Below are 20,723 nucleotides of genomic sequence, written 5' to 3' on the forward strand. Positions count from 1 at the left end.
AAGCGAAAAGCGAAAAGCGAAAAGCGAAAAGCGAAAAGCGAATTTTCTAGTGCTGTGCAAAAAGACCAAACGGTATGAGTGATAAGCGGGCTTTGTGTTTTACGGAGTGCCAAGTACTAAGTGCAATTGAATGCGCGAAGGTGCGCAGTTTGAAGCGCGGGTTCAACGAGGTAGGGATATCGGGCAATTGGTAGCCCTCTATTTTGAGGGCCTGGATGGTCTTCGTGACGTGGCGATAATGGCGCAAGTGTTTATAGCGCCATATTTTCCAGGGCTTAAGTTGTTGGCCAAAATGAATCAAGCGTTGAGACGTTCGCTCATCTAGCCGGTACAAGGAGATTGACGGTACCTCATGCGCGAACATAAGTAGCGAAGCAAGGACAGACTCGTCGGTCATAAAGTAGGCTTTGCTATTGGCATCAACTGGATGCGATGGATCGATAGCGATCTGTTCGAGTTGGTCTTTCCATCTATGCAGCAAACCGAAGTGTTTTCGGTGTACCGTGATAAAGTTGCTGACACATTGCGTCTCAAAACGCGGTTCATCGCGCTCATTCACGTCACGTTTCCATTGGCACAGAATGTCGGCTGGTGTCGAGCCTATGTTGTCTTGACGGCCATAATGCTTGCCAAACACCATTGCGTTTTCCCGTGCTCCTCGGAGTCTGATTTGAATACCGTCTTCTTCGGGCAAGAGTAAGTCATCTAAATGGCCGAAGAACATGCAGTCGCAATCTATCCAAGTGGCGTATTCTGTTGTCACATTTAGCATTGCGTCTGGTTTTACCAGATGAGGGTGTGCCGATGCTGCGGCATATACCCTTACGTTTTGGAATTGGCGCAGCAAGGCGCGTTCCGATGCGTTTAGGTCTGTTGCCCAAACGTGGATCGGATAGCGCCCGCCAGACTGGCGGATAGAGGCGATGAGTAAGATCGCGCCCCACAAGTATCGTCGATTGCAGGAGGTAACGATCGTTGTCTGCATTGCTAATCTCCCGAATCTTCCAACTGTCGACAGCATCTCAATCTTAAAAATTGGCCGCGTAGCTCTGCTGCTCGTTTAAAGCGAGCAACTGATAACTCTCATTGCTTTTTCCGTCCATGGGCAACCATTCGAGCACGAGAAACTGCTGTGTGCTTGGAATGATGATGTCGTAGTCTAAGTTGGGCGTTGCGATAAAACTCGCCAGTCGGGTGCTGTAGTTCGGGTAATAGGTGTCTAGTTGTGTGTCGTAAAAGTCGTATTGGCTATAAATAACAAACTTGCCATAGCTACTCGGAAATTGCTCAAAGCTTAGGGTGATCATGCGGTCACTTTTGAAATCAAAGCTTTCGCTCGCCACAAGCTCTTTTGTTGAGGAAATTTCGGCGCTGTTCGTGCTTTGATTTTCGCTTACAGTATTTGTTGGTGTTGTGTTTTCTTCGCTTTGCTCTCCGCCGCTTGGCGCGCAGCCAATACATAGTGTAGCAAAGGCCAAGATGGTAAATTTGGTCAAGGTGGTCATGATTAATCGCTCCGTAAAATTGGTTTAACAGGGTTTAAGGACGACCAAAAAGGTGATCGTGTTGCGCATGGTTACTTTGGTACCAGTCTTTGTGCGTTGAACCATTGCTTCTAACCCACTTTGAGAAATTCGGATATGCCCGAACGATGTCGATATTCTCTTTAGGGTGTTCCCAGCCGGCAGGGATATTCAAGGCCCAAGGAAAGCTGTTTGCGTTTACAAAGCTGTTGCTTGCGTTACTGCGATCGTCCTCTAAACCGACCAGATTTGAAGAGAATAGGTCTGATCCGGCGTGCTCTTTAAGGTGAACCTCCCAACCGCGCCCGTCATAATCGCCGTGGTATTTTCCCTCGACTGCGAATATATACGGGTCATACGGCGCCGGGCCAATGCTCGCGGTATCAACCGGCTTGATGAACTCCACGCTGGCAACGAAGGTTCCCGAGGGCTTTGCTTGGCACGTATTCTCGGTGCGAAAGAACTTGCAGGCCTTGCCGATGTGATTTTTTGCGTCATCCAGCAAGATCAAATTGGCATCGCTCTGACCAGCCTCGAGAATATCTGCAGCCACAAGAACGCCATCCAAATGCAGAGAGCTGGAAGCAATGTTGCTTGGGTCAACACCCGGTAAGCGCAGTGCAAAGCCGTTATGGTAGCTTGCGCCGATCGCTTGAATCGAGAATTCAAGATCAATAGAAAGTAGCTTGTTACGATTGTCTAAGGTATTCGTAAAGCGGTAATCAATCACGAGATCATTAAAGTCATAGTCGCCCATTCGAGGCCAAAGGTCTTCGAACATCAGCGTCGCCATTCCACTCTGTGAGGGGTAGTACGTGGTTGATGTTATCTCTTCGTTGCTTTGCTCTAATACTTGGTAGGTGCCGGTATCGACTGAGCCATCGACATTGATACCTTCGACGGCGTACGTTGGCGTAGCGGCGATTGACACGAGAAGGTCGTTAAAATCATTGTCACCACCGGCGCGATGTTGATCGTCAAAGCCGAAGACAAAGAAGTCATTCACTGCATCATAAAACGCCACGTTATGTGCTTGCAGGGCACTTGGCTCCGGATTGAGGTAGGGCAAACTATAGAACGGTTGTCCCCAAGGGCCGAGGCCACTCACATTGCCATCGCTGCCGCTGTAACTCCAACCATTTGGTACGACAAAAAAGCCTAGTCCCTGTCCTGCCGTCAGGCTGATATTGAGCGGCACAGTATGTCCCTGTACCAGTTCTCCTTGAGGTGGCTTTGAAGCATTAGGAAAAACAAGAACATGCTCGGCGATATCGGAATAAGTCGCAGGAGGGTTGTTTGGATCAAACAAAAAATAGCCAAAGGCGTTCCGATAACCCGCGCCTTCATTGAGGAAGGTCACATCGACCGTGACGACGCCTGCAAAGTCATCGTCAATAATGATGTTGCTCTTTAGATTGGTGTCGATAAAACTGGTATTTACATACTGGCTTTCTGGCAGCATGCTGTAGATGTTGTTGAGCACATCAACGGGAAGAGATGCTGATTGATCCTGAACGTTTGTCGGGGTGCCTAAGCGGTTATAACCTGAGGAGGCCGTTCCGTTCAGATGGCTGAATTCAATCGCACTCAGTGGGGTGCTTAAGCTCACTGAAGTGAGAACAACGGCTATGTGATTCATTCGCATAATACTCTTACCTTTTCTGGGCGTTAAAGCGGGTACGATGAGAAGTTTGCACAAGGCGGGCCAGTGTTATAAAAGTTATTTAAAACAATGGCTTAATGGGTTTTCAAAGGTCTTTCTGCGATTTTTCTAAGGGTGGGTGCAAGGTGTTATTCGCAGAATGAAATCGATATTTTGCAAATACGATATTATTGTGCGAGCGCGCGCAGCTGGGAAAATGTAATCAGTTGGGTGTTGCGATCTGCTTGCAACGCGAGAATACGCGATTTGAATGCGTCCCACATTGAATGAATAAGTTTACCCTGATCAAAAAACTCCCAGTGATGCGTCACAATGATTGTGAATGGATTTGCGTTGAGCGCCGCGTCCAGCTTCGCGTCAGACAGCTCGCGGCTTACATACTGAGAATAGTGACAGCCTGGATGCTCGGTAAGCAGGGTGTCGCCATAGCGCATAGAGTTGCGCTTCAGCAGTTTCTTTACAACATACTTCGGAATGATCGAATGGGGCAATCTGGATCGATCTATCCAGCCGAGTGAGAAGGTCTCAAAACGTGATTGAATCAATCTGAGCGCTTCTGGGCTGTACTTGTCTTGGGGGGCAACAAACGTTTTTGGTGCCTGATTAAAGCAACGACGCAAAATCTCTCGACCATGTTGGAGCTTGTGTGCCAGTAACTCAGTGTCACGACTTTCAAACTCGCAAAGACCATTTTGACCGCTGTGCTCATAGCCATGGTGTAAAAATTCATTGCGATGCATGGCATTGAGTTGTTGCAACAAATGCGTGTTTTCATCTAACGCGAAGTTTCCCTTTGTTCCAGCAACGTCTTCGGGCAAGAATGGTTCAAATACTTCTGCCCCCGTAGAATAGTCGGTCGTCGTTGCGGCGCCATGCACATTGGGAATGGCGGAAAAGTTGACGGGTATTCCCTGATCAAACATGAAGCCGTAGACCGTTTCAAGCTGCTGAAATGGTGTGAAAAAGTTCAGATCGTCATCTCGGATTAGTACGTAGCGCATACTTTTACACTCACCGTTTAAGAGATTGATAGATGTTTGATAGTTTTTCAGTGATATGCTGCCAGCTGTATTGACGCACATCGTTTCTTGCATTTTTAACGAGCTCGTTTGCCGTCGTCTCGTTTCTCAGAAGGTGGTACATGTGAGTGACCAAAGAATCCTTTTGATCCATCGGACAGAACAAGCCGTTATGTCTGTTTTCGACGAATGAGGGCAGGCCTCCGACGGCATCGCATATCACAGGAACACCGGCGGCCCAAGCTTCTAGAACGACAACACCAAAGGTTTCATAGAGACTTGGCAGTACGAAAAGCTCTGCCGCGGCATACGCGTCAATCAAGGTCGGATTGTCGAATGAAACATCGGTGAGAAAGAGCACGTCATCAGTCACTTCTAACTCTTCGGCCAATGCCTTTAGGCTCTCGAAATACTGTTGATCATAGACCAGTCCCATGAGTACCAATTTGTTGCGGCGCTTCTCCTTTGGCAGTTCGGAGAAGGCGCGAATGAGTACGGCCTGATTTTTTTGGGGATAGAAGCTACCAACCGACAAGATGTATCGATCTGAAGACTTTAGCGAATAGCCACGGTGTCGCAGTTCAAACTGAAAGCGTTCACGATTTCCGCTAGCGAAATAATCGACGTCGACGCCGTTTGGCAAGAAGTGGATGTTGCCCTTGGGATACCGTTTGCTGAGCTTCTTTCTTTCCGCCTCACCAACACAGATCACCGCATCTGCATCTTCAACGAGCTTATTTGACGGTAAGACCCAATCAAAAATCTTGCCCCAATTAAAGCTGCGCTTTGTCGGTGCGACGAGATCATTGAGTTGCTGTTTAGGGAGATCCATTAAACCACCATGGATGCTGACAACGTAAGGCACACGCCTAATCTTGGCAGCAAGACGAATAAGCGAACCTACGCGTCCGAGAGTATGTAAATGAAATACCTTTGGCTTTTTTGCCAATAACGCACTTAGAAACAGACTAATCGAGTACATGTTGCCGCCTCGTTTATCGAGTAAGCGTCGATTGCGATTTGAAAGGCCAAGTCTCGTGTAACTGTAAGAATGGCGTCGGATATCAATGTCAGAGATCGATTCAAACGCTTCTTCTGACAAGGCCAAAGTGGTATAGATCTTTGGATCATAGCCGCGTTTCTGGAGCTGTTTGGACGTTTCCAGAATGACCGTCTCGGTGCCTCCCCATTCTTCTAAAGCGAATCTTCGAGGGATATTAATGATTTGCCCTTGTGACATGTGCTACCTCTTAACGTAAATCGCGGTTGTTGGACTCCCTGTTAGGAGGGGTATAGCGAAAACAATGCCAATTCATAAAGTCTATAAAAAACAGTTACTTAAGTTTTCATGATGCGCAGTTTTCCTGCTTTTTTGCAAACTGCGAGTCGAAATGATGTTCTGCTTTGCGATTTGCGTTAGTGTTTTTCAGCCTCACACGCAATGAAACGATTGGCCATGGGCCAGGTACGAAAGTGCGTAAACAGGCTATCTTCGAACATGCTTTCCATCTCTTTCTGTGACAAGAAAGCGTGTTGCCATCGAGAAGCGAGACGAGCGCCAATATAAGCGGGCAGATAGGGCCTTATTGCTTCGAGCATTTTTCGTGTTCGTGATTTCTCAAACAGCGACTTGTAGGATGCGTCATCTCGATTCGCGATCGTGAAGAAAAGCTTTCCACCAGGTGCCAAATGGGAATAGAGCTTATCCAAAGTTGCTCTGTCTATCGGAGCGGGATACCCAAAAACTGCGATGGCATATATGAGGTCATAGCCATTGCGAAGCAGTTTTGCCGAGTCGACAACTCCCTCAGTGAGTTTAATGTTTTGAACATCAAGTTTTGCTCCGTGAAGTGGATGCTTCGCTGCCAACAGCATCTCTTTTGACGGATCGATACCTGTGAGCTCGTCGACGCCTTTCAGGGCGTGGAAAAAACGACCGGTTCCACAGCCCACATCGAGTGCATTAATGTTGTGTGCAAATTGACTGCACAAATGTTCGAGATGTGAGGCGACTTCTTGATTCGCGGTGGCCTTGATCTCCGTCTCATCGCTCAGTCTGTATAGTCGGGCCTCTTCAAGCTGGGCGTTGCGTTGCTTGCGACCGTTGATATCTGTGCGATTTATCTTTGGGTATCGCTTAGTAAGTAAGTTCATAAGAGGTTCCAAAAGGCTAAAACTGGGTTCATCGTTCACTCGCCAAAGTCGCGGTGTAAGTCACTTTTTTACGCAAAAAATAGCTCTCGAAGTAGCGAAAGCTCAGTTTCGCAACAATAAATGTGAGAAGGCTGGTCAACAAAAATAGTACGAGCTGATTTAGCTCTTGGTCAGCGCTTAGCCCATTTGAAGGCATGATTTTTCTGATCGCGTTGAGAGACAGCATGTGAAACATATACATGCCGTAGCTTACTTGACCTACCGCGATCAGCCATCGATGATTTAACACTGGGTAGGTAACGCTGCTCCTTGAGGTCACTGAGCAAAACACCAACGCAGCAAACAGTAGATAGGCAAAAATCTGTAAGCTGCTCTCCAGCGTTAAAAGCATTAAAGCCAGTATGAGAACAGCGAGCGGTGTGTATTTTGCGCCTAGCATTCTATGCAGCACGACGAAGGTGACTTCATTGTTCATCGCATGTGCCAGTAGTACGCCGATGCAGATCGGGATCGCGATGTTCTCAAGAATGATTGAGAGCAGATCGGAGGACGTCAGTAATAACATACCTTGTGTGGCAAGGGTGGAGACAAGAATCGCGATCAGCGCGACGGCGATCGCGCCTTTTTCTGAAAGCCAATTCTCGATTGTGGGCCACACCATGTAAAACTGTTCCTCTGCTGCGAGAGACCACGCGAAGTAAAAAATCACGCGGTCGCCATTGAGCGCGACGAAATAGTTGGAGGTGTACGTTGCGAAATAGATTAGGTTGTCAAAGAATGCGAGGCCTGCCGCCGAGTTTTTTTCCAATAAGAATACCAATACGCAGTAAATAAAGAGCACCAGGTAGTACACGGGGAAGATGCGCAAGGCGCGGCGCATGTAAAACTGTGGAAGTGAAATGCGGCCGTTTTTTTGTTTTTCTCGCAACAGCAACGAGGTGATGAGGAACCCGCTAATTACAAAAAACAGCGTCACGCCATGGTGGCCTAAAAAGAATAGGCTGTTCGAAGCGTATTGATCTCCTGCCACGTGGTGCCAGATGACCGCTAAAATACTCAAGCATCTTAGGCCGTCAAGTGAGTGAAAGTGTTTGCTTTGTTTAAAGTCCATAAAGGCCACGTGTGATGCGCTTTTCTCGCGTAACCAGAGTGTCGCCTGAAGGTCGGGTGACATGATCTGCGTCATAGATGTTCTCACTGAAATTGACTTTGAATAAACTGTTTGCATGGTGCGTGCCATAAAATAAAGATCATTAAAAACAATGATTTAAGGTATTTTCGTTGCGGAGCTGGCGGGCGCCTTTTGCAATATGCAATGCAGGATGCGCGAGGCCTTTACTCGGCCTGCTCTCTGATCGTTTCAGTGATGATGTCTTGAGCATGTTGATTGGGAAATATGTCTATTCCAAGCGTACTCTTTGCGTAATAAACCGCAGCACCAGCGACAAAGATCGTGGCTATCCAAACAATTAGGGTGCTCACAATATGTGCGGATAATTTCAGCATTTTGCCGTAATTTGTTCCGAAGTTCGGGATGAGTCGGCGCTTGTCTTCACCGAGATAGAACACGCAGTAAAAGCGTTTGAACAGCCAAAATGTCAGCTCAAGCGAAAAGATTTTTTTCGACGGTACGGGTATGGCTCTGTCGATCACCCGCTTGATTTCCCGCGCTTGTTCGGTTGAGAGGTCATTTCTGAGCCCCTCAGGTAGCTGAGAGAAGTAATATTCGCTGTTGCGTCTACTACTGTCTTGTTGCCGCTTCGATGCACACATCGCGTTCTTTTCATGCTGGTGCTCAGCGTGGTTAGATTGTTGTGACACAGAGAGGCCTCATAGTTTGGATAGTGGGGGCAGATATTGTCTCTGCCTTGGCGTTGTTCTTGGGCGTCATTGGTGTTTGACGCATGCGCTTCATTGCAGCGATGAGCGCGAAAACGAACATCAGTTGGTAGTAGTTGTTGGTTTGCTTGATCACCCATTCGAGGGATGTCTGTAAATACACTTGGGTTAGCGCGCCAAGCAAGGCGACTGCAATGTAACGCGCGGGGTGATCTTTCATGCGAATCAGGTTGACCAAATTTACAAAGTAGAAGTAGAGCAGCATGAGCAAAAACGCCCCTAACGCGAGCCACCCGGCTTCCGCAGCGATCATGAGATAGGCGGTTTCTACTAGACCGCGGCGAGTACTATCTGGACTGATCTCTTTCGGGATATGGGCGCCATAAGGATAGGGGTCGTTAATCTTGTGGCCAAAATTATTCAGCCCGACACCTAAAATGTTTTCGTTCGCCATTTTGACAGCGGCTTGCGCGAGATAAATACGTGTTAGCCCTGATTCTTCCGGCGCGGTGGAGAATCGTTCAATGATCGAGTCCGATGCTTTATAAAGTGCTGCTGAGCCGACAAGGGGCATGATTATGACGATGATCCACTTCCGGCGGCGTAAGAACTTTTGTTCTCGATCATTCAAGAACATAGAGACGCAAAATACGATGATGCTGTTCAGCGCAAACAAAGCGAGGCCCGCTCTGGAAAGCGTAGACAGCACGCAAAAGGCTGACATGCCAAACAGTAAGAACCACAACGGCGCATTAGCAGAGCGATCGTTCAACACTTTCGCAAGCGCCAGTGACCCTAGAATCGAAATGTATAAGGTGAGTGAGTTTTGGTGTGGGAACGGTCCCATCGTTTGGAACATCCCCAGTAAATACTTTTGTTTTACGACAGACGTGAAGATATAGAAAATGACGATGCCGACGGAGCTCATGAACATCTCAATGTGCTCTGAGGTTTGGATATATTGAAATGCGATCCAAAAGTAGAGAAGCATTCGCAGCATTTTGGTGATCTCAAACGCGGAGTAGATGTAGACGTCAGCGTGTACGATCGAGCTGACAGAGATCAGTAGATAAATGATGTAGAGGATGCTTCCTGGAGGAAACCAGCGAACACCATAAACCGGTGATCGTTTAACGGCTAGCAGCAAGATGATGTACATGGCAATATCTACCATGCCGAACTCGAACCCCTTCGAAGTCCCTCGGTAGGTCTCCATCGAGATAAAGTTAATATCGACCATCTCGCAGGTAAAGAAGACGAACAGAAAGAAGACAAGATTTTCGATCCACTTATAGCGCAGTGCTAGGAAATAGCCCACCGGTACTCCAATCAGGAGTACCGTAAAGAAGATGACATACTTGAGCTCGCTCATGATTGCTTACTTAACCCTTACACTGATCTCTCGATCAATATCAAAGGCGGTGACAGCGGCTTCTAAGGTCGGCACGATTTCAGATAAGATCGCATTCCACTGACCTAGAATACCTTTCGGCACATAGACAATGTCATTGGGTTCAAGTCGAAAGTCTCGGCTAGTACCTGTGAGAATTTCGTCTCGCGAAAGTTTATATAGGCGCGGATGCTGCAGGTTACCGCGAATCACGACAATCTCGTCAGCCGCGCTGTTTTTGACGCCTTCAGCATGCGCCAGTAAACGGCCTGCTGTCATGTTCGGCTTGAATCCAAAGTAACCTTGTTTATTCACTTCACCAATGACATACACTTCTTGGTTCATTGCCGACGGAATAAAAATATAGTCGCCGTTAATCAAAGGAATGTTCATCAGCGCATCGCCTTTGCGAAGGAGCGCGTCAAAGTCGATCGGGAGTATGTCGTCACCACGACGAACAAAGCTATGTTGTAGATCGGCCAGTTCGATGGTGTTGTTGTCGAATACACCAACTGAGAGGCCTTCCGCTTTTGCGATTGCGTCTGCGAGGCGAATAGAGCCGTCAAAGTAGTAAAAGCCTGGTTTCGTGACTTTGCCCATGATCGTAAAGCTCGAGCTACGCATTTCGTATGGGATAAGAGACACTTTAGGGTAGTGAATATACTTTTTTAGCGCCGCCTCGATCTCCGCCGTTGCGTTCGGAATAGACAGGTCTTTTACCTGAATCTCGCCAATCAGTTTGCAGGTAATGGTGCCATCCATCTTGACGATAATGCCTTTGGTATCAAGGTCGGACTCGTTATAGACATAGATATTAAACTTGTCTCCCGACGCGATTCGGTATTCGTTGTTCTCTAGCGTGTGGAGACTTTTTAAGAAGTTACGGTCTTGTTGAATCTGCTCTTCCGTGACCGTGAGACCCGTTTCTGAAATATCTAGTTGATCAGGGAACGTGTTATCCGATACGACGTCCTGATTGGCACAGCCGGAAATAGTCAACGTTAGGAACAAGAAAATACCTTGACTGCACAAGGCCTTAAGCAGATTTCTCTTTGTGTGTACGAGTGAAATAGAAGTAAAAAGCATCGTGATCACCTTAGTTAAAGTCCAGCTGACTACGGATATATTTTTTCGGTAACGCGTTGATAAGAAGGCCGATATTTCGAACCCCCCATGCATTCATCATGGCAACGGTTTGGTTCATCACTTTCTTTGGCGTGTTACGGCTCTTGGTGAGAACTAAATTAAATTCTGCGCACTGGGCAATGGTGCGAAATAGTTGCAGATGTCGATTCGCCGGGAATATGTCCCAAACAACCAAATCGTAGTGTTGGTAGCAGTGCTCTAGAAATAGTCCGATCTTTTCATCATTGAGAACATCGAGATAAATGTGCTTGTCGGTTTGAAAGTACGCCTTGTCGAGCCCTTCATAGACTTTGTTTGGTGAAACGGTATTCAAGCCTGATGAGCCATAAAGCGCGTTGTTGATGATGGCGTCTTGCGAAATATCTTCCAGGTACTCTTCAGATTCGATGTATAGAACACGCTTACCCTGCTTCACAAACAACGAAGCAATTTCGCCGGCAATGAAAGATTTACCCTCTCCATCGGACATGCTGGATATGGTGAGAAGTTTGGAATCTGCGCCTTTGATTTTTGCAGCGATCTCTGAGAACAGTAATTGGAACTGCGAGTAGAACAGCTGTTCAGGAACTTCGTCTTTATTTGGAAGCACCGCGGCGATAGAGGCGCCTTCGATGAATTGCAGATCGTGCGCAGTTTTGAGCGAGGTGTTCACAAACTCTTTCAGCAGGATGTACAACGTGATCACGCCTGCGATGAAGATGGCCAGCGCGATTGCAATGACCTTGCGGAAAGATCTTTTTGGAAATTCTGGTAATTGTGCTTCCTGAAGAATGTCGAAGTCACTGATATTAGATTCTAAGGCGAGATTGGCTTCTACAACTCTAGTATTGAGCTTGGATATCAAGTCTTCTTTGTCTTCGATATCTTGCATCAATCGGTAGTGCGTTTGAGCAAGCTGCGCCAAATGCGCGATCTGGGTTTTGATACTCGCAATGCTTTCTCGGTATGCGATAAGGTTGCCCTTTGTTGCAACCAGCTGTGACTCGAGCTCCATGTGGCGTATTGAGAGCTCCTCATGCAGCGGGTTAGGACCATATTCGACTTCATCAAATTTAGGATCTGAAGCAACGCGAGAGCGTTCCTCAATTTCCAGCACCGAGATTTGATGCAATAAATGCTGAACCTTGGGATTGTCTTCGGTATAGCGCTTGCGCAGTACCTCAAGCTCATTTCGCAGTGCCTTACTGCGATTGCCCTCATTGGTGCGCAAAAGCTCGGAAATGATGATTTTGTTGGACGTGCCAGCAAGCTGTGATTTGGTATGCGCAAACTGCGCAGACAAATCATTGCGCTTCACATCTTCATCGACATAGCGCAGTTCGAGTTGGGCAAGGTAGCTATACAGGTTTTCTTTTTGCGCTTCGAAGTCGAGCACGTTGTTCTGAGACCTAAACTCGCTTTCCTTTTGTTTTGCGGTACGAAGTTGTTCACGCGTGATATCGATTTTTCTTTGATAATACTGATGTATTTCTTCTGTCGCCGCATTTTGAATTCGGGTGTAGTTTTTTAGAAACATTTTGCCAATTGAGTCGGCAATCTCAGCGGCTACCGCTGGGTCATACCACGTCGCCTTGACTTCAATTACATCAGACTTGCCTGTCTTGTTGATTCGCACTTTGCGATGCAGCTCTTCGGGAGTGATGCCAAGCTCTAGTTGATCAATCACTTGCTGAAGGTTTTCGCGCAGCAAAATGGTTTCGAGAAGCGTGTTGATGTCTGTTTTTAAGTACAGATAAGGCATGTCTGTTTGAGAAGACATGTTCTTCGCGTGTCGGATGAGAAAGCTACTTGCTTCCCACTGGTCCGGAATGAGTACCTTGGTAAGTTTAAATGTACCTAAACATATTATGATGGCCGCTAGCGCTGGTATAAGCAGCTTGAACTGGATGCTTACCCAAAAGGTATGCAGATCGATTCCTGCTCCAGCTGCTTGTTGTGCGTTTTGCGTCATCATAATTATGTATTCGCATTCTGAAAAAAATTAACGGAATTAGCGACTTATATCGCTGTTTCGTTACTTATCAGCAGGAACAGTGCCAACACAGTATTGTTCTAACTCGTGTTGCATTGTTTTACGAATATCGGTAATTGAGTTGATGTTTTCCGGTATTGGACGATTGCTGATAATCGACGCATAAGAGTCTTTATCGTGCGGGTGATATCCATGCATGCCTGGAATGACTTTTAGCCCCATATAACTCGGATTGATCAAAATACCGGGGTTCATCAAAAAGAATAGCTCGCCAAACTTCGCTCCTTCATGTGGAACTCTCATTTGTTTAAGCTCGTCTTCAGACACGATCTTGCCTTCGTCTACTTGGCTCAGACATTCTTCCACTTTTGCGCGGGCGCTAGGGTTCGGGAACCAGAAACGAGCCATGGTGGAGTCATACATAGCAACATAGTCTTCGCCATAGGTGAGACCAAGACCGTTGATTTTCTTGATAAGATCGACGCTCCCTGAGACATCGGCCATTCCATGATCGGAAATGACATACAGCGACACCTCTTTGTAGTGCTGTTTGGCTGTCTCATAGACATCCAGAACCTGATCTTCAAGCCATCGAATCTTCTCGTTAACCTTGTCATGCTTGGTGCCATAGTTATGCATTAAGGCATCGAGCTTAGGTAGGTATACATAGGCCATTTTGATCTCGCCTTTGCTTATTTCCCGTTTGTTGGCTTCCACCACCGTTTCTTCGGATTCCCGCCAGTTGGAGCAGTAGTAAGGTACTTTGTTATTGGCGCACCAGTCGAAGATGGTATCTGTCTTCAGGATCCCACCAGGCACAAAGTAGTCGCGCTTTTCGAGGTAATCGAAGTGCGGCAGCTTATCAAAGGGCACGCTATACAGCTCGAAGTAGCCGGTGTATCCATAGGCTGCTTTGATGAACTTGCTCAACCAATGTCGAACGCGCCAGCGATCGAAGATGACGCCTGGAAGATACGATAGCGATTTGAACCATTTAAATGGTGAATTCTCCGGGTCGTAGTAAAATGCCGACCAATGGCCATGCTCGTCAGGAAAACGTCCGGTTAAAATAGAGGGGTCGGCCGCAGAAGAAAATCCAAAGGTGGTTTCCAGACGACGTGCATAGGGCATCAAGTCATTGAGAAAACCGTAGCGTTGATAGACCTCCCAGCCAAATGCATCTACAAATGTGTAGATTGCGATTTTGTCTGCTTTAACTTTATCGGATCGCGTTGTGGAATCGTGTTGTTCGTCTGATTTGCTGTAAAAGGCAAGATCGTTGTTGAGCACAGTACTGCTTTGATTGTATTGCATAGCTTTTCTCCAGAAATATGTTCTTGGACTTTCAGGCTCAGTGATTCGCGTATTTTACGAAGCCGTTAAGCGTGGTTTTTAGTGTTTGTTGATTCATTTTTCGGTTTAGGTGTGCAGCCAATTGCTCCCAACTAAATTGAGTGCAATGTGCCTTCGCGAGATCGATCTTTTGATTTGCTAAGTGCGCGCTTGACATCACGCCTGTTAACGCTTCAGCGATGCTCGATACAGAAGTGGGGTCGAAGGTAAATGCTGCGTCGCCAGCGATCTCACCAAGCGCAGAATTGTTAGAGCATAGCGTTGGCGTGCCACATGCCATGGCTTCAACCAGCGGAATACCAAAGCCTTCGTATAGAGACGGAAAGACCATCAGATCTGCTTGTCGATAGAGTACGGGCAAGTTTTCGACGGGAACATAGCCCAAGAATCGGATTTGATTGGCTTTTCGGGCATTTGCAGCATGTGCTTTTACTTGCTCTGCACCGTTCCAATCTCCGCCCGCAAAAACCAGCGATCGATCTTTTGTGAGTGCGTCGTCTAGAGCGTCAAAGGCGTCTATGAGGCGCACGTGATTTTTTCCAGGGTGCTCGATGCGCGACACGTAAATCAGGTAAGGGTTTTCCAGTTGATAATGCGCCAAGACGTTGAATTCTTCCGAGTCTTCAATCGCGTTGTAGCGAGCGTGATCGTAGCCGTTGTACTGCACTGACATCTTGTCTGACGGAATGTTCCAAAACCTTGTTAGATCTCGTTTTGTGTTGTGACTGATGGCAATGATGTGCGTTAGGTTTCTTGTGCAAATGGGGAGTAGGAATTTTACATACAAGGTTCGAAACAGGTCGTATTTTTGATCAACAGAAAACTGGCTCAGATCGTGGGCTATGCCAATGGTAGGCTTAGGGTACCAGAGCCCCATGCGTCGATTGATCGCAGGAAGAATAACCCAATCATAGCGTCGCTTGAACGCGAGCAAGGGAAGAAGAAATATGTGCCAAAGTATGCTCATTACCGGGTGTGCGAACAGGTTAGAAACCGGCACAATCTGAAGCCTGTTTTGTTCGACCGGAAACTCCGATATGTCTTTTTTTAACATAGCGATGCTGACTGTATTTTGAGCGCACAGCGCTGTCACCATTTGCCGGGTGTACTCAGCAATTCCAGATTTCCCGTTATCGTAGACCAGACCGCTGACCAGAACATGAGGGTGTTTGGATGTTGTGTTTTTGTTGATCGTCATAGAATGTTCCTCGCAGAATTTAACAAATGATATTTGCTGCTGATTGGCTTGCGTGGAACATTTCCACTTCCTCATAGAAACTCATCAGCTTTTGAGCGTAGTGATCCCAAGTAAAGTGCTTGTTCACGGTGTCGTGGCCATTGCGTATTAGCTTTTCCCGTAATTCTGGGTTGTTTTTGAGCTCAGTGAGCGCCTCAGCAAGACTTCGGGGGCTGAAGGGGTTGAACAGCAAGCCTGTTTCTTTTTCATTGACAAGGTGAGTCAGGCTGGAGATTTTGGATGCAACAACAGGTAATCCAGCAGCCCAACCCTCTAGCACTGGGAGGCATGACGGTTCGTGGATCGACGGGATGATTAGCGCGTCGGACTCTTGGTACGCTGCAATTAGCTCTTCAGAATCGCTGTTCAAATCACACACCAATGTCACGCTCTTCTGCAGGCCGTATTTTCTTACCTGTTGTTTGATTTCTTCAAAGTAGTTTGCGTTCGACAAGTGCCCCATTAAGATCAGGTGAAAATGATTGCTTCGGTTATGAGAAAGCGCATGCATCATCTCAATTAACAGAAGCTGATTTTTCTGGCTATCAATTCGACCAGAGCAGAGCAGCACGAAGGTGTCGTCTGAAATGCTGTATTTTGCGCGTAGACCCTTCGCGCTCTTTTTTGCATATTGCTCGATATCAACACCCGCTGGTAAGTAAGTGCTTGGCTTGAGCGGAAAAGCTTTACGCACAGCGGTGAGCTCCTCATAGCTAGGACAGATGATCCCAGATGCGTCAGCTAGAACGCGATGCGGCTTAAACACCTTGTCCAATAAAAAGCCATAGCGACTGAAGCCGGACGAGAGCTGCTCGAGATAGCTAAGCTCTGAATTCGGAATGCGAAATGCCCCGCCATGCAGAGACACGACGAATGGAATCTTACGCAGCTTCGCGACCAATCGAATGGTCGAAGCAAGTCTTGAATGCGTGTGGCAATGGAACAGCTTACAAGGTGTGCTCCAAGCCGCTCTCAATAGTCCTAAGGAGTATGGGTTTCCACCTTTGAGGTCTAACTGCTTGGATTTTTCTTGGCTTAACAATAGCTGAGGGTAAATGTAGTCAAATCGTTGGATACTGATTTGCTCAAGAAATTCAGGCCCTGGCTGAGAAAGTGCACTGGTCGCAATGATCGAGTTGGAAATACCTTCTCGCTTTAGCGATGTTGCTGTTCTCCAGGCCGTCTGCTCGCTCGCGCCCCAATGGTTTAAAGAGAAGCGACGTACAACATGAAGAATGTGGTTTTGACTAAGCTGTTTCATTGGACCTGTAAGCTCAAAAGTATGTGAATAGTCTTAGTTGAGCAATTAGGCGGCCAAGTCGTGCCAATAAATGTGAAATTTTATAAGCTATTGAATTATAAGTGATTTATGTGGGGCTCTCGAAGCGTATTCCTGGGCTGGATACTGCGCTGAATGTGCGAATCGCAAATTGCAGCGCAAAAAGAAAATCACGGTTTCTTGATATTCTCAAAGGAGATAAATTCTTCGACTGGCTTTCTAGCCGATTTTGCAACCTTGAAGGTGTCTTTCAAATGACCGACCGCGATCATCATGATCACTGCGTCACTTTCTTCCACCTCAATAATGCTACGCAATGATTGGTCTTGATCTTTGGTGACGGACCAGTTTAAACAACAGGTTCCAAGACCAAGCGAATGCAGTGCATAAATTAGTGACATGGAGAACAGGCCTCCATCAATCCAACACTGATTTCTCTCCCCAGAGGTGAAAAAGCTTTGTCGGTCTACGGTGATGACAATCGCTGCTGGCACTTTGTCACCAAAGCCACCGTTGCCTGACTGACATTGGAGTACCTTAGCGACGGATTCGGGTCGTGTGAATGCATGTGCCTTGATCGCCTGACGATTGCATACGGTGGGTGTGTACATGGCCATTTCAACCGCTTTGAGCAAGCTTTGAGGATCGACCTGTTGATTAGCGAAGTCTCGGACACTGCGTCGCGATCGAAAAAAGCCACTGAGGTCCTGTTGTGCCGAATTGAGCCATTCGCTTTTTACGATGGTATCGCAGCCAGCTCGTTGTTTATCTAGTTCGATCTCGCGAGTGAGTCGATTAATGTCTGAAAATAAAGGCGCGTACTCGATATCGCAACCACAGGTGAAGGTCATATAAGAGTCCAACACCGAAACGGCCGTTTCCAAAGACAATGACATCCCATGATTGGCACGATACAGATCGATCTCGCGGACCAAACGCTCGGCAACACCTTTGCCGAATCCTGGGCGCGGCGCTGCGAGCGCTAACCCTTTCTCTAACTTGTGCGCGTCCGCATCAATCCAGGAACGTAGCTGCGTTTCGGAATCAAAAAACTGCAAAGTGGACGAGTACTTTAAGTAGCGCTTCATATCGTAAAGATAGTTCGTTACAAGATCCAATGTCCGCATCGGCGAAAAGAACAGTGCTCGAAGGTTTCTTTTCCACCCCGCTGGAATAGCGGCCTTTACTATTTGTATGCTCGAATTCATGGTGATCTCCTAAGGTGTCATCAGTATTGTTCGTTGCTAAGCAAGCGTGAGACAGTTTTTGAGTGCTGCCACGCCATGTTCGAGTCGAATGAGCATGGACTCGCGAACGAGATCGGCAACCTCTTTGTAGGCGTCTTTTTCAAGAAGTATTTTTCGCACTTCTTTTTCAAGGTACTCGAACTTGATGTTGTCGGTGTCGCCTGCTGTACAGAAACCGAATTCAGAGAGAAAGTTGGTTACTTTTGAACCTCTGCCAATACCAATACACGGTGTGCTGCTAATCGCAGCGAAGATAAGTAGATGCAGCCGGCTACTGATGACGACATCCATTTTCGATGCTAAACCGGCAACGGAACTTGGTTTAACCGAGCCCGAGGCGATGATCGATTGAGAGCGATGAAACATCGCCTCGCGTATTTGTGACATCAGCTTAAAGTCGGTAATCGGGTTCATTGGAATAAACACGATTTTTGCCTGATAGGTATCCACTAATCCATCAAGCCATGATGCAAAGGCATCAAGCTGATTGATTTTTTGTTGCGATGAGATACAAACGCCGATCAGTTTTGAACCTGACTCCAAGACCTCCATCATACTGTCTCCCCAGAGTGCAGCCGTTGGCGCAACTAGAGGCAGTGCTATTGCTGGATCGGCAGCAACGATGGGCTGCTTGCTTAGGTTTGATTTCATCAGCTCTAGTTTACTGGGGAAATCGCGATTAATGACGAGATCGCAGCGGTCGAGAATCTCTTTCAAGCGTGTGCGTACGTCTTGCTCTTTGCGACACTCGTAACGCGTCGTGAGATCAAGTTTGCCACCGCTTGTCTGTTTAATTATGTCGAACAGACTTTTCTTCAAACCTGAGTTTAATTTGAAGTGGGCTGGATTGAAGGTGTCGTTCATCCCGGTACAGAATACGATCGTTTTCAAGCCTCGATTTTGAGCTTCACTCAGGCAGTTTAGTGCTGCGTTTGGGTAGTCTGATAGGCCCGTAGCCCCCGACCAAATGAATACGTCGGCACTATCTAGCGCGTCAAAGAACGCGGTATTGTCACGCTCGTTTCCACTAAAGGAGCTATGAAGCGGGCAAGTTTCGACATCTAGCCACTCGGCCGTGGTTTTCTGTTCTCCCGTACTGACGATAATGTTTGCTGCAGGCGTTGATTCGCGAACGATATTGACGACTTGTGCCAAGATGGCTTCGTCACCAATGTTGTTACATCCGAATGGTACGCCGCCTAGTAAAATTCTTAAGTTTGACATAGTGATTACTCCGTCAGTTGTTTTGTGATTACCAAGCTTGATTTGGATAGTTTGGCAGAGCGAGTATGGTTAAGTTTGGACAGGACTTGATGCACCTTGCCACGAAGGAAGATGTCTAAGTCTGTAATGTCGGCTTCATTAATGAATCTGAATTTGATTAACACAGCGAGTGTTGACACTAAATACACAAAGAACAGTGGGGCAATTGAGAATAGGCTTTCTGGCGCGAGTAGCACGCGTATTGCGTATCCAACCGCAAGGGTGACAAAAAGCACTCGAATAAAGAATGCGCCCGGGAAATAAATACCGCCAAGGATCTTTGATACAAGATAAAGGCGAATCGGAATTGTCAGCACAAAGGTGAGAATCAGCGCAGTAAAAGCACCCCAAATGCCCATGTTCAGTTCAACGATTAGTAGGTAGTCCAGAAGAATGTTGACGGTGAGCTGTAGCATCAATGTTGGGAACATCCGCATGACTTCTTCGCGCACTTGAATGCCTACAGAGAGCGGCGTGGAGATTAGTGGCAGAAGATGAAGTAGACAAAATGCCATCGTCAGTTCATAAACACCCCGAACTTCTTCGCCGTAGCAGTAAATCAGCATTTCCCCTGCAAACATGAACCCAAAAACGGCAATGGGCACGGCGATCAGAATCAGTATTTTATAGAGCGCTTTAATCAGTGTAGGAAGGCAACGAGGGTCTTTGACATACGCCTCTGAAACGCCAGAAACGAATAGTTCATGCACTGCTGCTGGGATAAACACTATAACCATCATTGGTAGTGAAAACGCCAGGTCATACATACCGACGGTCTCTGCATCGGTCATCCCGCCCAAGAAAAATAGCTCGGTATATTTCAACATAAGCAGGCGAACCAGCGTTGAGAGAGCGATGGAGCCGGATTGGTTGAACACGCGCTTTGCGCTGAGTACATTATTCTGCGACTGCCAATTTAAAGACTTTAGGTATCGCCAAAGAATTCCAGCTGCAACTAGATAAATCAGCCCGTAAGAGAGCGCTTGGGCCGATAAGGCATTGCTCACACTTGCGTCATTGTTGAGCAGCAACGCTAATGCGCATATCCATATGATGCCGTTCAAGACAGAGAACACAGCCATGCGCTTAGTTTGATATAGGGCGGTTAGAATAGAGTTGATGCTGGTTTTTAACTGCTCGCAAACCATGAGGATAAAGGTGAATAAAAGAGCGCCATTAAACGCGACTGAAAAGTACTGCTCGATATGATGTTGCGATAGATACATGCCGAGTCCAATAACAACTAAGGCAAGGGATTGCAGTATGAACCCAGTACCAATTAATCGCTTAATACCCGAGAGATCTTTATGTAAGACCAGTTCGGGAATAAAGCGAACGAAGGATGCGGTCATTCCCAAAGTGCAAACCAGAATAAGAACGTCAGCGATACTTCTGCAAATCACAAAAAGACCGTACTGCTCTGTCCCGAGTAGTCGGACCGAAAGGATGGAGATCAGGAAATAAACGATAAATAACAGGGACTTACTCAAAAGAGTCCAAGGAATCGCTTTTTGCGCCGACTCCGAAAACAATAATGTATTCCCGCTTTTGGTATTCGTCATTTTGCTAAAAACCTTTCAAAAATTTCTATCTTGTAAGGAGTTGAGCAAGGAGCAGGCCAGCAATGCCAAATAGCGC

The 20,723-nt window shown here is 47.0% G+C and carries 17 protein-coding genes; all 17 read right to left on the reverse strand.

The window, feature by feature from the left end:
• Window positions 1–46 precede the first annotated feature (46 nt).
• Window positions 47–985, reverse strand: coding sequence for a hypothetical protein (locus A3750_RS17060; RefSeq protein ID WP_068464175.1), 939 nt, complete (start codon window positions 983–985; stop codon window positions 47–49).
• Between the two features lie 43 nt (window positions 986–1,028).
• The gene (locus A3750_RS17065) at window positions 1,029–1,505 is read right to left on the reverse strand and encodes a hypothetical protein (protein WP_068455610.1); all 477 of its coding nucleotides are present in this window, start codon (window positions 1,503–1,505) and stop codon (window positions 1,029–1,031) included.
• A 34-nt stretch (window positions 1,506–1,539) separates the two neighbouring features.
• Window positions 1,540–3,162 carry an LruC domain-containing protein gene (locus A3750_RS17070; protein ID WP_197466280.1) on the reverse strand — a complete coding sequence of 541 codons (1,623 nt, stop codon included), beginning with the start codon at window positions 3,160–3,162 and terminating at the stop codon, window positions 1,540–1,542.
• 191 nt (window positions 3,163–3,353) lie between these two features.
• Window positions 3,354–4,187 carry a DUF2334 domain-containing protein gene (locus A3750_RS17075; protein ID WP_068455603.1) on the reverse strand — a complete coding sequence of 278 codons (834 nt, stop codon included), beginning with the start codon at window positions 4,185–4,187 and terminating at the stop codon, window positions 3,354–3,356.
• Window positions 4,188–4,197: 10 nt separating this feature from the next.
• Complete coding sequence (locus A3750_RS17080) at window positions 4,198–5,445, reverse strand: glycosyltransferase family 4 protein (RefSeq protein ID WP_068465924.1); 1,248 nt, start codon at window positions 5,443–5,445, stop codon at window positions 4,198–4,200.
• A gap of 176 nt (window positions 5,446–5,621) precedes the next feature.
• Window positions 5,622–6,359 (reverse strand): bifunctional 2-polyprenyl-6-hydroxyphenol methylase/3-demethylubiquinol 3-O-methyltransferase UbiG, encoded by a 738-nt coding sequence (locus A3750_RS17085; protein WP_068453068.1) that lies wholly within the window; start codon window positions 6,357–6,359, stop codon window positions 5,622–5,624.
• A gap of 28 nt (window positions 6,360–6,387) precedes the next feature.
• A complete protein-coding gene (locus A3750_RS17090) occupies window positions 6,388–7,545 on the reverse strand; it encodes an acyltransferase (protein ID WP_068453065.1) in 1,158 nt (385 codons plus the stop codon).
• A 149-nt stretch (window positions 7,546–7,694) separates the two neighbouring features.
• The gene (locus tag A3750_RS17095) at window positions 7,695–8,180 is read right to left on the reverse strand and encodes a hypothetical protein (RefSeq protein ID WP_068522272.1); all 486 of its coding nucleotides are present in this window, start codon (window positions 8,178–8,180) and stop codon (window positions 7,695–7,697) included.
• Window positions 8,164–9,570: an O-antigen ligase gene (locus A3750_RS17100; RefSeq protein WP_068463910.1), complete on the reverse strand. Its 1,407-nt coding sequence runs from the start codon at window positions 9,568–9,570 to the stop codon at window positions 8,164–8,166. Before A3750_RS17100 ends, A3750_RS17095 begins: the two co-directional genes overlap by 17 nt.
• A gap of 6 nt (window positions 9,571–9,576) precedes the next feature.
• Window positions 9,577–10,599 (reverse strand): polysaccharide biosynthesis/export family protein, encoded by a 1,023-nt coding sequence (locus A3750_RS17105; protein WP_231871860.1) that lies wholly within the window; start codon window positions 10,597–10,599, stop codon window positions 9,577–9,579.
• Window positions 10,600–10,684: 85 nt separating this feature from the next.
• Window positions 10,685–12,688, reverse strand: coding sequence for a hypothetical protein (locus tag A3750_RS17110; RefSeq protein ID WP_068456167.1), 2,004 nt, complete (start codon window positions 12,686–12,688; stop codon window positions 10,685–10,687).
• Window positions 12,689–12,748: 60 nt separating this feature from the next.
• Window positions 12,749–14,020: an alkaline phosphatase family protein gene (locus tag A3750_RS17115; protein ID WP_082863211.1), complete on the reverse strand. Its 1,272-nt coding sequence runs from the start codon at window positions 14,018–14,020 to the stop codon at window positions 12,749–12,751.
• A gap of 37 nt (window positions 14,021–14,057) precedes the next feature.
• The gene (locus A3750_RS17120) at window positions 14,058–15,257 is read right to left on the reverse strand and encodes a glycosyltransferase family 1 protein (protein WP_068456165.1); all 1,200 of its coding nucleotides are present in this window, start codon (window positions 15,255–15,257) and stop codon (window positions 14,058–14,060) included.
• A 19-nt stretch (window positions 15,258–15,276) separates the two neighbouring features.
• Window positions 15,277–16,557, reverse strand: coding sequence for a glycosyltransferase family 4 protein (locus A3750_RS17125; RefSeq protein WP_068456162.1), 1,281 nt, complete (start codon window positions 16,555–16,557; stop codon window positions 15,277–15,279).
• 188 nt (window positions 16,558–16,745) lie between these two features.
• Window positions 16,746–17,783, reverse strand: coding sequence for a nitroreductase family protein (locus tag A3750_RS17130; protein ID WP_197475106.1), 1,038 nt, complete (start codon window positions 17,781–17,783; stop codon window positions 16,746–16,748).
• A gap of 36 nt (window positions 17,784–17,819) precedes the next feature.
• Window positions 17,820–19,046 (reverse strand): polysaccharide pyruvyl transferase family protein, encoded by a 1,227-nt coding sequence (locus A3750_RS17135; protein ID WP_068455928.1) that lies wholly within the window; start codon window positions 19,044–19,046, stop codon window positions 17,820–17,822.
• 5 nt (window positions 19,047–19,051) lie between these two features.
• A complete protein-coding gene (locus A3750_RS17140) occupies window positions 19,052–20,647 on the reverse strand; it encodes an oligosaccharide flippase family protein (RefSeq protein ID WP_068455926.1) in 1,596 nt (531 codons plus the stop codon).
• Between the last annotated feature and the right edge of the window lie 76 nt (window positions 20,648–20,723).

The organism is Oleiphilus sp. HI0079 (genome assembly GCF_001635105.1).